This is a genomic window from Streptomyces sp. BBFR51 (genome assembly GCF_044591655.1).
In the GTDB taxonomy this organism is placed as follows: Bacteria; Actinomycetota; Actinomycetes; order Streptomycetales; family Streptomycetaceae; genus Streptomyces.
The window spans coordinates 3,564,630-3,577,491 of sequence record NZ_CP172448.1 but is presented as its reverse complement, the minus strand read 5'-3'; the positions used below and the strand labels follow the sequence as shown (position 1 = coordinate 3,577,491).

Genomic DNA, 12,862 nt, shown 5'->3' with positions numbered 1-12,862 from the left:
GTACGGGAGCGGGTATTACCGCTCCGGCCCGTCGCCGCCCCGCTCGCGACCGAAGCCGAGCTTGCCCTCGGCCTGCTGCTGCGCGGAGTCGACCTGCTTCTCGTACTTGCCGCCAGTCCTCTGGTTGACCTGGCGTTCGGCGGCGTCGGACATCTTCCTTGACTTGTCCTTGTCCTTGCCGGCCATGCTCTTCATCTTGTCGAGGATGCCCATGCAGAGCTCCTTCCGAGACGTGACTCACTGTCGACGGTACGGCAGATATGTCCAGCATGCCCACTAAAGCCCTCTATGGTCTGGACCTCTCGCTCGGTACGGTGATGTCGGCGAACGGCAAGGGGAGGGGCGCGCATGACGCGGCACGGCAGGATTCGTACCGGATGGGCCGCGGGCGCGGTCCTCGCCCTGGCCCTGGTCAGCGGGTGCGAGGGCCTCGACGGCGACGGGGTCTCGTCCTCGGGCAGCGGCGCCGAGGCACAGGCCCCCGAGGGCCACGCCGTCAGCCCGCTGGACAACCCGGACGGAACCGAACCCGGCCTCGCCCCGCTCACCGGCGACACCCGCGAGGCGACCGCCCGCAAGCTCATCGACGGCCTGAAGACCAAGGGCCGCGGTCCCAAGACGGGCTACGACCGTGACGAGTTCGGTTACGCCTGGATGGACTCGGCCGACGGCGTGCCGCTCGCCCGCAACGGTTGTGACACGCGGAACGACCTGCTGAAACGCGACGGCCAGGACCTGCGTTTCCGCTCCGGCTCGAACTGCGTGGTCGTCGCCATGACGCTGGCCGATCCGTACACCGGCAAGAGCATCGAGTGGCGCAAGCAGGAGGCGAGCGAGGTCCAGATCGACCACGTCGTGCCGCTGTCGTACAGCTGGCAGATGGGCTCCTCGCGCTGGCCGGAGGGCAAGCGCGAGCAGCTGGCCAACGACCCGCTCAATCTGCTCCCCGTCCAGGGTCGTGCCAACTCCGCCAAGCGGGACTCCGGACCGGCCTCCTGGCTGCCGCCCGACAAGTCGATCCGGTGCGCGTACGCCGTCCGCTTCGCCCAGGTCGCCGTCAAGTACGAGCTGGCGGTGACCGCCCCGGACCGGCAGGCGATGCTGCGTCAGTGCGGCGGCTGACGGGCGGACCTGGAACCCCACGCCCCGTCGAGGAGCACGCCCGCCGTCTGCGCCCCGGGCGCCTTCACCGCGGCGGTGCCGTGAGGGCCTCGATGGCCGGCCGCAGCAGGGCGGCGACGTGCTCGGCCGGGGCGTCGCGAAGAGGGGGCAGGCTGAGAAGCTGGTGGCCGATGGCGACGCCCAGCAGCGTGCTGACGACGAGTGCGGCGCGCAGTTCGGGATCCGTGGCCGACGGCGGCAGGGCGGCGCCGACGCTGTCGATCTGCCGGCCGAGGGTGCCGCGCGCGTGATCCGCCGCTGCCGGGTCGGTGAGCATGGAGCGCATCATCGCGAGCGTGCCCTCCGGCAGGCCGCCGAGCTTGAGGCCGAGCGTGGCCAGCAACTGGTCGACGAGCGCGTCGGTGTCGGCGCCCGCCGGCGGCACGGGGACCGCCTGCACGGCTGCGGTGAACAGTTCGCGCTTCGAGCCGAAGTACTGCATGACCAGCGCCGGGTCGACGCCCGCCGCGGCTGCCACGGCGCGAATGGTGGTGCGGTCGAAACCCTTCTCGGCGAACAGCTCCCGCGCGCTGTCGAGGATGCGCGCCTCGGTCGCTCGGCGGCGGTCGGCACGGGAAGTGGGCACCGGGCAACCCTACCTCCTTCGCTCAACATCCGTTGACCAAAACCTCGAGCGGTTCTACGGTGGTTGGGTCAACAACTGTTGAGCGAATGGAGTGGTCATCGTGCCGCACACGGACGCCCCCGCTGCCCGCACCCCTCGCGAGGTACTGGACCGCTACTACCGGGCCATGCTCGACAAGTCCGCGGACGATCTCGCCGACCTCTACGCCGTGGACGCGGTGCACGAGTTTCCTTTCACCGCCCCCGGCTTTCCGCCGCACTTCGAAGGGCGTGAGGCCGTGCGTGCGGGATACCGGGCCGCCTGGGGCGCCAGTCCCGTCCGGGTGGAGGAGATCAGGAAGGTCGCGGCCCATGAGACCGCCGACCCGGAAGTGATCGTCGCCGAGCACGTCGTGGTGGGGACGCTGCCCGCGGGGCGCACCGCTTTCACGGTCCCGGGTCTCCTGGTGCTCCACGTCCGCGGTGGACTGATCGCGCGGGCCCGCGACTACATGGACGGTTTGGGAGTCGTCAGGGCCAGAGGGTGAATGACCGCCGACGTCGACGGTGGGCGCTCGCCGGCGCGGTGGTCCCGTCAGACGTGGTGGCCCCTGTCAGAACTGGCCGTTGCCGAGCAGCTCGCCGTCGGCGTCGTAGATGGTGACCAGGCCGTTCTCGCTGTCCTTCCAGTCGGCGAACGCGGAGGCCAGGAGCTTGGCGGGGCCCGTGCCCTCGCCCATGATGCCGCCGGTGAAGTCGGTGTAGACGTCGGCGGCGTCGAGGATGTCGTTCTGCTCGTCGGCGCCCTGCACCTTGGTGACGTGGGCGACGGCGTCCTTCTCCTGTGCTGTCCCGTTCTTCTGCACGAACGCCTTGAACTGCTCGGCCTGGGACGCCTTCTCGGCGGCCTTGTCCTCGGCGGGCTTGTCCTCGGCGGGCTTCGCGTCGGACGCGCCGCCCGGCTGCTCGCCGTCCTGCGCGCCACCGGACTTGTCGCCGCCGGACTTCTCGCCCGAGCTCGCGGAGGTCCGGCCGTCGCTCCTGCCGTCGCCGCCTCCCTCGTCCGAGTTCGCCGACACCGCGCCGATGACGACGAGCCCCACCACAGCACCCAGCACGATCTTGGTCTTCATCCCCATGACGTCAGTCCTCTCCCCAGAGACAGCTCAGTCGACCGTGAACCGAGACCCGCTCGGACCGGCCCGTTCGATGTGTCAATCAGAACAGAAGCTGTGAACCGAGTCAACACGGTTCACGAGGCGCGACTGGTACACGATGTGAATCGAAGGGGGCGTGTATCCGTCGGTAGGATCGAGATCACACACCAGGACGAGGGGGTCGCACGGTGCAGGACAACGGGACAGAGGTGACCGCCGCCGGAATCGCGCGGCTCGCCGGCGTCGGCCGGGCCGCCGTGAGCAACTGGCGCCGCCGCCACGGCGACTTCCCCAAACCGGTCGGCGGCACCGAGACCAGCCCGTCCTTCGCCCTCGCCGAGGTCGAGGGATGGCTGCGCGCCCAGGGCAAACTCGCCGAGGTTCCCCCGCGCGAACGCGTCTGGCAGCAACTGGCCGGCCACCCCGAAGGACCGGTCACCGCCCTCCTCCACGCCGGCTGCGCCCTCCTGCTCATCCACGACCGCCCGACCCGCTGGCTGGAACTGAGCGCCGGCTCCGACGCACGCCTCGCCGCGATGCTGCCCGCCGCCCTCGACGAAGTACTCGACACCCGCTTCGGCGCCGGCCCCGACCGCACCGTCCCCACCCCGATCAGCCCCCGGCTGCTCCCCTCCGCACCGCTGCTGCGCGGCACCGCCGAACTCGCCGCGGGGCCGGGCGCCCGCAAGACGTACGAGTTCCTGCTCGGCCGGCACCTCGACGCCAACCCGCGGCACTACACGCTCACCCCGGAGCCCCTCGCCGACCTGATGGCCGAACTCGCCGGCCCCGCCCGCACCGTGCTCGACCCCGCCTGCGGCACCGGAACCCTGCTGCGCGCAGCGACAGCCGGAGCGACAGCCGCAGGCGCCGCCACCCGCCCAGGCCAGGAGCTGTACGGCCAGGACAGCGACCCCGCACTGGCCGCACTCACCGGACTGCGGCTCGCCCTGAGCACGGACGCCGCCGTGCGCGTCGCCGCCGGTGACAGCCTGCGCGCGGACGCCCGCACCGGCCTGCGCGCCGACGCCGCGCTGTGCCACCCGCCGTTCAACGAGCGCAACTGGGGCCACGACGAACTCGCCTACGACCCACGCTGGGAGTACGGCTTCCCGGCCCGCACCGAGTCCGAACTGGCCTGGGTGCAGCACGCCCTGGCCCGCGTCAGGGACGGCGGCACCGTCGTCGTCCTCATGCCGCCCGCCGCGGCCTCCCGCCGCTCCGGCCGCCGGGTCCGCGCCGACCTGCTGCGCCGGGGCGCGCTGCGCGCCGTCATCGCCCTGCCGGTCGGCTCGGCACCCCCGTACAACATCCCGCTGCACCTGTGGGTGCTGCGCCGGCCGGAGAAGGCGCCCGCCCAGCCCGAGGTGCTGCTCGCCGACGCGGGGCAGTTCGCCGGGGAAGGGCGCGGCGGACCGGACTGGCGGTCCGTGCGGGACGCCGCACTCGACGCCTGGCGCGACTTCGACCGCACCGGCCGGCTCGACGAACGGCCCGGCCTGGCCCGCTCCCTGCCCGTCATCGAACTCCTCGACGACGACGTCGACCTGGCCCCCGCCCGCCACCTGCCGCCCCCCACCGCCACCGACGGCGCCGGACGGCTCACGGACGTACGCGAGCGCCTCGACGAGACCCTGCGGCTGACCGCGGACCTCACCCCCGCGCCACCCGGCACCGGACGCCCCGCACCCCACCGGCCGCTCACCACCGTCGGCGAACTCGCCCGCGGCGGCGCCCTCGTGCTGCGCACCGGCACCAACGGCGGCCACGCGCGCGTGCCCCTGCTCACCGACCACGACGTCCTCGCCGGCACCGGCCCCTCGGGCACCCTCCCGGAGAGCGACGAGGAACCCGTGCTGACCGAACCCGGCGACGTCGTCGTGCCCGTCCTCGGCGGCGGCTCCGTCGCGCGCGTGATCGACGACGCCACGGCCGGCGCCGCCCTCGGACGCAACCTCGTGCTCCTGCGCCCCGACCCCGCCGCCCTCGACCCCTGGTTCCTCGCCGGGTTCCTGCGCGGCACCGCCAACCACCGCCAGGCCAGCAGCTACGCCTCCACCGCCAGCCGCCTCGACGTGCGGCGCCTCCAACTGCCCCGGCTGCCCCTCGACGCCCAGCGCGGCTACGGCGACCGCTTCCGCGCCCTCGACGAGTTCGAACGGGCCCTCAAGCTCGCCGGCCGCCTCGGCGAACAGCTCGTGCGGGGCATGTACGACGGGCTCACGGACGGCACGGTGGACCCCGGCCCGTGACCGGCCGGTGACCGGCCGGTCAGCGGCCCGACAACGGTTCGGTACAACCGTGACCCGTTGTCCGTGCGGGCCTATACGCTCGGACTCCCACATCGAACGGCCCGGCCCGTTCGACACGTCGGCATCACCGGTCCAGGAGCAGTCATGTACGGCAACAGCGCCGGGCCGCCGCCCTCCCGCGGCGCGGCCACTGTCATCACCCTGCGCGTGCTGTTCGCCGCCGCCGGCTTCCTGACGTGCGGCCTGCTCGCCTGCGTCCCGCTGTTCAGGATCGCCGTCCTGCGCGGCCGCTGGTACGACTGGACGACGGCCTGGGTGAGCCTGCCGCTGTCCATCGCCTGTCTCGCCGTGGTCGGTTCGCTGCCCGAGACCGACCACCGCACGGACGCCGCCATGGCCGGGCTCCTGCTGATCGGAGCGGCCGCCGCCGCGTACTTCCTGGTCGTCGACATACGCCTGCACGCCGCCCCGCGCCCCTTCACCGGCTACGCGCCGCCCCCCGCCCACGCCCCCGTCGCCGGCCCGCACTACGGCCCGGTGCACCCGGTGGTGGGGCCGTACACGCCCCCCGCCCCGGCCCAGCACCCCGTCGCCCCGGTCCCGCACCCCGTCGCTCCGGCCCAGCACCCCGTCGCCCCGCCGCCGCAGCACCAGCCGGCCCCCGCCCGCATCGACCAGGTCCGCGCCGAACTCGACGAGCTCAGCGACTACCTGCGCAAGCACGACGGCGGCAACCACCAGGGCGGAAGGTGACCGTGGCGACGGGACGCGTCGTCGCCGGCCGGTACGAGCTGTCCACGCTCATCGGCCAGGGCGGCATGGGACAGGTCTGGACGGCGTACGACCGGCGGCTCGACCGGCGCGTGGCGGTGAAGCTGCTGCGCCCCGACAAGGTCGCCGGCCAGGAGGCCGACGAACTGCGCCGCCGGTTCGTGCGCGAGTGCCGGATCACCGCACAGGTCGACCACCCCGGCCTGGTCACGGTGCACGACGCGGGCAGCGAGGGCGAGGAGCTGTTCCTCGTCATGCAGTACGTCGACGGCGCCGACCTCTCCGACCACCTCGCCGAGCACGAGCCGTACCCGTGGCAGTGGGCCGTCGCGGTCGCCGCCCAGCTGTGCGCCGTACTGAGCGCCGTGCACGCCGTGCCGATCGTCCACCGCGACCTCAAACCGCGCAACGTGATGGTGAAACAGGACGGCACCGTCACCGTCCTCGACCTCGGCGTCGCCTCCGTCATGGACGCCGACACCACCCGCCTCACCCACACCGGCACCCCCATCGGCTCGCCCGCCTACATGGCACCCGAGCAGGCCATGGGCGGCGCCGTCGGCCCGTACACCGACCTGTACGCCCTCGGCGTCCTCCTGCACGAACTGCTCAGCGGCGACGTCCCGTTCGCCGGCTCGACGGCGCTCGGCGTGCTGCACCGGCACCTGTACGAGCCCCCGCTGCCCGTGCGCCGCATCCGCCCCGAGGTCCCCGAGGCCCTCGAAGCCCTCGTGCTGCGCCTGCTCGCCAAGGACCCGCAGCACCGCCCCGACTCCGCCCAGGAGGTCTACGAGCACCTGGCGCTGCTGCTGCCCGCACGCGGCATGCCCACCGGCGGCCCGCTCGACCCCACCCGCCCCTTCGTACGCCCGCACGCCCCCTGGCCCGACCGCGCCCGCACCCCCGCGCCCCGGCCGGCACCCCTCCAGCCCGCCCCGGAGGCCGAGAAGCCGGACGTCGCCCGCGCCGTCGACGACGTCAAGCGCCTCCTCGGCGAGGGCCGCATCACCCAGGCCGTCGACATCCTCGGCGCGATCCTGCCCGCCGCCGCCGAACAGCACGGCGAGCGCTCCCCGGTCGTGCGCACCCTTCGCAAGCAGTACGCGGCCACCCTCATGGACGACGGCCAGTACCGCCGCGCCCTGCCCGAGCTGCGCCGCCTCGCCGACGAACGCGCCGCCGAGGCCGGCCAGGCCGACCCGCAGTCCCTGCGCCACCGCTACGACGCCGCCCAGTGCCTGGAACAGCTCGGCGAACCGGCCGCCGCCCTCGCCGAGTACCGCGCGCTGCTGCCGTACTACGAGAACCAGTACGTGGCCGGCGACCCCGACCTCGCCCACGACGTCCGCCGCCGCATCGGGCACCTGCTCCTCGCCCTCGGCGACCGCGCCGCCGCGCACGAGACGCTGGCCCGGCTGCTGCACGACGTGGAGCGCGTCCACGGACCCGGTCATCCCCTCGCGGCCGAGATCCGGCGCACCCTCCAGTGGCTCGGCCAGGTACGCGGCTGAGGGCCGTCACTCGCGCGGGACGGTGAGGCGGTGCCCGAAGTCCTGGTGAATCGTTGGTCCAATGGGTTGGCCAGAGCCGGGCCACTGCCTAACATCGATCACCGCAAGACCTTGTGCACCGACGCACAATCTCCTCGGGAGGTTTCCTTGCCCCGCCGCCGTCGTTCCGCGCTCCTCCTCACCGCCGCGATCGTCGCCGCGGCACCCCTGCTCGCCGCCTGCGGCAACGACGCGCATCCGGGCGCGGCAGCCGTCGTCGGCGACCAGCGCATCACCGTCTCCCAGCTGGAGAACCGCGTGGACGAGGTGCGCGAGGCCCAGCGCGCCGCCGTCCCGGACGACGCCCAGTACCAGCAGGTCGTCGCCAAGACCGGCACCCTCACCCGCGACACCCTGCACGGCATGGTCCTCGACCAGGTCCTGCACCGCGCCGCCCAGGACGCCGGGGTGAGCGTCAGCCGCAAGGAAGTGCAGCAGATGCGCGGCGGCCTGGAGGAGCAGGCGGGCGGCCCGAAGCAGCTGGAGACGGTCTGGCTCCAGCAGTACGGCGTCGCCCCCGAGCGCCTCGACGAGAACCTCCGTCTCCAGCTCGAGGCCCAGAAGCTCGCCCAGAGCCTCGGCACCGACACCAGCAGGCCCGAGTTCTGGCAGGCCCTGTCCAAGGCCTCCGAGAAGCTCGACGTCGACCTCAACCCGCGCTACGGCGCCTGGGACGTCCAGAACAGCAGCCGCGTCGACACCAAGGTGCCGTGGCTGCGCGAGGTCACGTCGCCAGAGACCCAGCAGCCGGCGTAACGCTCCTGCCGGTCCCGCGTGCGGCCCCCTGTGGACAACTCGGGGGGCCGTCGGCAGCGTGCGTTAGGTTCGGGGAGTGAACGCAACCACCGCCGACGCGACCACCGCGGACCCGGGCCGCATCGTCCTGCTCACCACCAGCCACCGCGTCGCCCCGGGCCTGCTGTCCTGGCCCGCCTGGCAGGCCCTGCGCACCGCCGACCGCGTGCTGTGCGCCGACGGAGCCCACCCGCAGCTGCCGTATCTGCGCGAGGCGGGCATCCGGGTCGACGAGGCCGCCCCGGCCGCCGAGGAGCTGGTGGACGCCTGCGCCGGCGGCCGCACCGCGGTGGTCGTCGCGACCGGCGAGGGCGACCCCGCGCTCACCGACGGCCTGGCCCGCCTCGCCGGCTCCGGCCGCGTCCACATGCCCGACCTCGAACTGCTCCCCGCCTCCTACGACCTGCCGGGCGCCCGCCTCCTCGACCTCGTCCAGGTCATGGACCGCATCCGCCTCGAATGCCCGTGGTCGTCCCAGCGCACCCACAAGGGGCTGGCCAAGTACGCCATCGAGGAGGCGTACGAACTCGTCGAGGCCATCGAGGACGGCGACCGCGAGGAACTGCGCGAGGAGTTGGGCGACGTACTCCTCCAGGTCGTCTTCCACGCCCGCATCGCGGAGGAGGACCCCGACGCCCCGTTCTCCGTCGACGACGTGGCCGGCACCATCGTCGCCAAACTGATCCACCGCCACCCCCACGTCTTCGGCGACGAGACGGCCTCCACCCCGGAGGAGGTCCGCGAGCACTGGCTGCGCACCAAGGCCGCCGAGAAGCAGCGCACCTCGGTCACCGAAGGCGTCCCCCTCGGCCAGCCCGGCCTCGCCCTCGCCGCCAAGCTCGCCTCCCGCGTCCGCACGGCCGGTCTCCGGGTGCCGCTGCCCACCGGCGAGGGCGTCGGCTACGACCTCCTGGCCCTCGCGGCCCGCGCCGAGGCCGAGGGCACCGACCCGGAAGCGGCCCTGAGAGCGGCCGCCCGGACGTACCGGGACGCGATCAGGCAGGTCGAGGCCGCCGGGGGATGAGCCGGTCAGACAGCGGTGAACCGAACCGGGAGGTCACGCAACCCTCGCATGATGAGCCCGCCTCGCCAGCGCAGGTCATCAGGATCGGCCGCCGGCTGGAGGTCGGGAAGGCGTCGTAGCAGGGTCTCCAGAGCCGTACGGCCTTCCAGGCGGGCGAGAGGCGCGCCGAGACAGTAGTGGATGCCGTGTCCGTATCCGAGGTGCTGGCTGTCACGACGGCTCAGGTCGAGGGTGTCCGGTTCGCCGAAGCGCGCCGGGTCACGGTTCGCGGCTGCGAGGACTACGAGTACGGGGTCGCCCGGGGCGATGCGCTGTTGCCCGATGACGAGTGGTTCAGTGGCGAAGCGCCAGGTGGCCAGTTCCACAGGCCCGTCGTAGCGGAGCAGTTCCTCGACGCCGCTGTCCAGCAACGCCGTTTCACCCCGCTGGATCGATTCCTGCAGCCGAGCTCGTTCCCGAGGGTGCCGCATTAGGGTGTGCACGCCATTACCGATGAGGTTGATGGTGGTCTCGAAACCTGCGAACAGAAGCACGAAGCACATCGCGGCGGCCTCGTTCTCGGTGAGGTGCTCGCCATGGTCGGAGGCCCGGATCAGGCCCGAGATCAGATCGTCGCCGAGGTCGTCGCGCTTACGGTGGATGAGCTCGCCGAGGTAGGCGCGAATCTTCTTGACAGAGCGTGCCACGCCGCCACGCTGTCCCCCACCATGGCGGATCATCATGCCTGCCCAGTCGCGCAGGTCGTCCTGGTCCTCGCGAGGAACGCCCAGCAGCTCACAGATCGCGTAGATGGGGAGAGGGAACGCGAAGTCGTGGATGAGATCTGCCTCGCCCTGTGAGGCGAAACGGTCGATGAGGTCGTCCGTCAACTCCTGCACGCGGGGGCCGAATTCCGCGATGCGCCGTGGAGTGAACGCTTTGGAGACGAGGCGGCGCAGGCGCGTGTGGTCCGGCGGGTCGATATTGAGCAGGTGCGTCATGAGATTGGCGCTGCGCTCACCTGGAATGCCGGTCTTGTTCTTCCCTCCGGCGTCTTCGGCGTGATGTTCCGGATTCTTCGAAAGCCGACCGTCGGCGAGAGCCTCGCGCGCGTCGCTGTAGCGGGTCACCAGCCATGCCTCGACCCCGCTGGGCAGTCTGGTCCAGTGGACGGGGGAGTGCCGACGCAGCCAGGCATAGGCCGGATACGGGTCGGTGGCGAACTCCCAGGTGAAGAGTTCGGGGGCGGTGTTCGGGTCGTTCACGTTACGACCGTAACGGGATCGCGCGATCCCCGTGCCCGTGACGACGGAGAGAAGAACCGATTCCGCGACCCGGGACAAGCTGAACCTCTACCCCGGTGACATCGAAAAGCAGCGTGAGCGCGTGGCTCGCTTCACGGACGCGCTCCAGGAGAAGGAGGCGGGCCTGGCTCGCGCCACTACGACTTTGGCCGCATCCGGCCTTGACCAGGCCGTGAGGGACGCGGCCCTACGGCAGCTCGCGGAAGACGTACAAAGCGCCAGGGCGATGCTTGCCACGGGGCGTCAGGTGCTCGCGGGCCAGGAGGCCGCAGCAGTCGCCGTCCGAACCGCCCTTTCCTTGGCCCAGGCTGTCAGGGGAGCACCTCACGTCGAGCTGGCCGACATGGGAGCGGTGATCGGTCTTTTGGACATCACTGTGAAGCCGCTCGGAGAGGTGCGGAAGCGTTCTGGGGTCAAGTGCAAGGTGACGGCGTGGCATGAGCGGACCGGAACGCCGATCCCAGCCGCGGTGGCGGAGTCGGAATGGCCGGTTGTCGAGGAGCTCATGACTGCCTACTTCGCGCGCCGCCAGTTCGTCCGTGGAGCCGTGGACGTCCGGACCCAGCTGAACGGGGCTCTGCACCGGTTGCGTACAGGCTGTCTCTGGGACGAGCTTCCTGAGTGCTACGGCACCTGGCAGCTCGCCAAGGAGCGGCAGAACACCTGGTTCAAGAAGGGATTCTGGGCCGTTCTGATGGACGAGCTGAATCGGCGGGGGGAGACCACACCGGTTCGGTGTGAGCCGCAAGCGCCGCCGCTCGAGGTCACAGGGGCAATCGCACCTGGGACGTTCAAACATGACACGCGCTCAACTCTGTGATCTTCACGTGATCTGTGCGGCATGAACTTGTGACAAGCGATCATCTGCCTATACGTTCACGGATCAGTGTGGCGATGAGCATCACGCGCCGCGCGGTCCCCGTCGTCTTGTGAAAGGTCGTCGCATGCTCTCCGGGAACGGTCGTCACCGCCGCCCCCGCCAGGCTCCCGCCCTGGTCGTCGCCGCCGGAGTGACCGGCTCCGCCATCGCGATCCCGCTGCTCGGCGCCACCGGCGCCCACGCGGCCGACGCGGCGAACTGGGACCAGGTCGCCCAGTGCGAGACCGGCGGCGCCTGGAGCCAGAACAGTGGCAACGGGTACTACGGCGGCCTGCAGCTGTCCCAGGAGGCCTGGGAGCAGTACGGCGGCCTGGAGTACGCCGCCAGTGCCGACCAGGCCAGTCGCTCCCAGCAGATAAGGATCGCCGAGAAGCTGCACGCGGACCAGGGCATCGCGGCCTGGCCGACCTGCGGCCTGCTCGCGGGCATGGGCAACGACTCGGGGCTCACGGACAGCGGCTCGGACACGGCCGGCGACGGCGCGTCGCGGGGTTCGGACGCCTCGGGGCAGACGGACACGTCCAAGTCGTCCGAATCGCCCGCCACCACGGAGAAGCCCGAGTCGTCCCGGGGGTCCGGGTCGCCCGCTCCGTCCGGCTCGACCGAGGCGCCGGAGTCGACTTCCAAAGCACCCTCTTCATCCCCTTCGCCCTCTTCCTCACCCTCCTCGTCCGCTTCTGACGCCCCGTCCGACGACGCGGACCAAACCGCCAAGCCGGGCACATCGCCCGAAACCGACTCCTCGGCGAGTGCCGAACCGCAGGGCACCGACGGCTCGTCCGGCGCGGGCCGGCATCGCGGCGGCAGTGCGGACGAGGGCACGGCGCAGAGGGGCCTCACGGACGGCACGGCAGGACGGCACGCCTTGACTGACGGCGAGTCGCGGGAGGCGGACGGAGGCTCGTACATCGTCCGCTCCGGCGACAACCTGTGGGCCATCGCCGACTCCCTTGGCGTCGACGGCGGATGGCGTGCGCTGTACGCCGACAACGAGCGGGTCGTCGGCCAGGACCCCGACCGCATCCTGCCCGGTCAGACGCTCACGGTAGCGGGCGAATCGGGCCATAAGTAGAGGGAGTTCGCGTCACGGTTAGAGGCTGTATGTCCGTTTTGGATCTCGTGAGAGATAGGTCTCAGAAGCCGTGATCGTCTTTGAAAATCCGCGGAGCGCGTGTCTACGGTCATGACCGCTCGCCATCGCGGGCCCCGACAGCCGCAACGCCGAATCCTGCCAGCGGCCGTACGGGAACAGTCGTCGCGTCAAGCGCCGAAGGCAGGAGCGGGGGACCCAAGGTAAGTGCCGCACCGGGCAGTTGAGCCGGAGCGGCTAGGGGTGAAGCCGAGTTCCGTGAGGAACCCGGCCGGGCAACTCAACCGGCCCGAACCCGACAGCTCACCTCGCAGGCGTCGGTGAGGGGATCAACC

Annotated in this window: 13 protein-coding genes and 1 riboswitch; of the genes, 9 read left to right on the top strand and 4 right to left on the bottom strand. The window is 71.8% G+C overall.

Features of this window, described 5'->3' with window-relative positions; genetic code table 11:
* Window positions 1-15: 15 nt before the first annotated feature.
* Window positions 16-213 carry an antitoxin gene (locus tag ACGH7X_RS16180; RefSeq protein WP_399885976.1) on the bottom strand — a complete coding sequence of 66 codons (198 nt, stop codon included), beginning with the start codon at window positions 211-213 and terminating at the stop codon, window positions 16-18.
* Between the two features lie 135 nt (window positions 214-348).
* On the opposite strand from ACGH7X_RS16180, the gene ACGH7X_RS16175 reads away from it, so the two are divergent.
* Window positions 349-1,122: an HNH endonuclease family protein gene (locus ACGH7X_RS16175; RefSeq protein ID WP_399885973.1), complete on the top strand. Its 774-nt coding sequence runs from the start codon at window positions 349-351 to the stop codon at window positions 1,120-1,122.
* Window positions 1,123-1,186: 64 nt separating this feature from the next.
* On the opposite strand, the gene ACGH7X_RS16170 is transcribed toward ACGH7X_RS16175, so the two are convergent.
* Window positions 1,187-1,747, bottom strand: a complete 561-nt coding sequence (locus tag ACGH7X_RS16170; RefSeq protein ID WP_399885970.1) for a TetR/AcrR family transcriptional regulator — start codon at window positions 1,745-1,747, stop codon at window positions 1,187-1,189.
* A gap of 100 nt (window positions 1,748-1,847) precedes the next feature.
* Between ACGH7X_RS16170 and ACGH7X_RS16165 the strand changes: the two genes are divergently transcribed.
* Entirely contained in the window at window positions 1,848-2,273 is a 426-nt protein-coding gene (locus tag ACGH7X_RS16165) for a nuclear transport factor 2 family protein (RefSeq protein ID WP_399885967.1), read from the top strand.
* A gap of 66 nt (window positions 2,274-2,339) precedes the next feature.
* Here ACGH7X_RS16165 and ACGH7X_RS16160 read toward each other — a convergent pair whose 3' ends face one another.
* A complete protein-coding gene (locus tag ACGH7X_RS16160; protein ID WP_399885965.1) occupies window positions 2,340-2,864 on the bottom strand; it encodes a hypothetical protein in 525 nt (174 codons plus the stop codon).
* A 206-nt stretch (window positions 2,865-3,070) separates the two neighbouring features.
* Here ACGH7X_RS16160 and ACGH7X_RS16155 point away from each other — a divergent pair, with 206 nt between their 5' ends.
* The 5 genes from ACGH7X_RS16155 to ACGH7X_RS16135 all read left to right on the top strand — a co-directional run bounded on the left by ACGH7X_RS16155 (window position 3,071) and on the right by ACGH7X_RS16135 (window position 9,274).
* Window positions 3,071-5,134 carry an N-6 DNA methylase gene (locus tag ACGH7X_RS16155; RefSeq protein WP_399885962.1) on the top strand — a complete coding sequence of 688 codons (2,064 nt, stop codon included), beginning with the start codon at window positions 3,071-3,073 and terminating at the stop codon, window positions 5,132-5,134.
* 144 nt (window positions 5,135-5,278) lie between these two features.
* On the top strand, window positions 5,279-5,887 hold the full coding sequence (locus tag ACGH7X_RS16150) for a hypothetical protein (protein ID WP_399885959.1): 609 nt from the start codon (window positions 5,279-5,281) through the stop codon (window positions 5,885-5,887).
* A 38-nt stretch (window positions 5,888-5,925) separates the two neighbouring features.
* A complete protein-coding gene (gene pkaE, locus ACGH7X_RS16145; protein ID WP_399897057.1) occupies window positions 5,926-7,416 on the top strand; it encodes a serine/threonine protein kinase PkaE in 1,491 nt (496 codons plus the stop codon).
* 147 nt (window positions 7,417-7,563) lie between these two features.
* Window positions 7,564-8,211 carry a SurA N-terminal domain-containing protein gene (locus ACGH7X_RS16140; RefSeq protein ID WP_399885956.1) on the top strand — a complete coding sequence of 216 codons (648 nt, stop codon included), beginning with the start codon at window positions 7,564-7,566 and terminating at the stop codon, window positions 8,209-8,211.
* Between the two features lie 76 nt (window positions 8,212-8,287).
* Entirely contained in the window at window positions 8,288-9,274 is a 987-nt protein-coding gene (locus tag ACGH7X_RS16135) for a nucleoside triphosphate pyrophosphohydrolase (protein WP_399885955.1), read from the top strand.
* A gap of 5 nt (window positions 9,275-9,279) precedes the next feature.
* Here the strand turns inward: ACGH7X_RS16135 and ACGH7X_RS16130 are convergent, their stop codons facing one another.
* Entirely contained in the window at window positions 9,280-10,518 is a 1,239-nt protein-coding gene (locus tag ACGH7X_RS16130; RefSeq protein ID WP_399885953.1) for a cytochrome P450, read from the bottom strand.
* A 37-nt stretch (window positions 10,519-10,555) separates the two neighbouring features.
* Between ACGH7X_RS16130 and ACGH7X_RS16125 the strand changes: the two genes are divergently transcribed.
* Together ACGH7X_RS16125 and ACGH7X_RS16120 are read left to right on the top strand one after the other, a co-directional pair.
* A complete protein-coding gene (locus ACGH7X_RS16125; protein ID WP_399885951.1) occupies window positions 10,556-11,377 on the top strand; it encodes a transposase in 822 nt (273 codons plus the stop codon).
* 124 nt (window positions 11,378-11,501) lie between these two features.
* Entirely contained in the window at window positions 11,502-12,509 is a 1,008-nt protein-coding gene (locus ACGH7X_RS16120; RefSeq protein WP_399885949.1) for a transglycosylase family protein, read from the top strand.
* A gap of 183 nt (window positions 12,510-12,692) precedes the next feature.
* A riboswitch (cyclic di-AMP (ydaO/yuaA leader) is annotated at window positions 12,693-12,859 on the top strand.
* The last annotated feature ends 3 nt before the right edge of the window (window positions 12,860-12,862 follow it).

Bases quoted from the DNA above. Each gene is read 5' to 3' on its own strand.
- ACGH7X_RS16160 (WP_399885965.1), bottom strand. From the start codon at position 2,864: ATGGGGATGAAGACCAAGATCGTGCTGGGTGCTGTGGTGGGGCTCGTC.
- ACGH7X_RS16150 (WP_399885959.1), top strand. From the start codon at position 5,279: ATGTACGGCAACAGCGCCGGGCCGCCGCCCTCCCGCGGCGCGGCCACT.
- ACGH7X_RS16180 (WP_399885976.1), bottom strand. From the start codon at position 213: ATGGGCATCCTCGACAAGATGAAGAGCATGGCCGGCAAGGACAAGGAC.
- ACGH7X_RS16120 (WP_399885949.1), top strand. From the start codon at position 11,502: ATGCTCTCCGGGAACGGTCGTCACCGCCGCCCCCGCCAGGCTCCCGCC.
- ACGH7X_RS16175 (WP_399885973.1), top strand. From the start codon at position 349: ATGACGCGGCACGGCAGGATTCGTACCGGATGGGCCGCGGGCGCGGTC.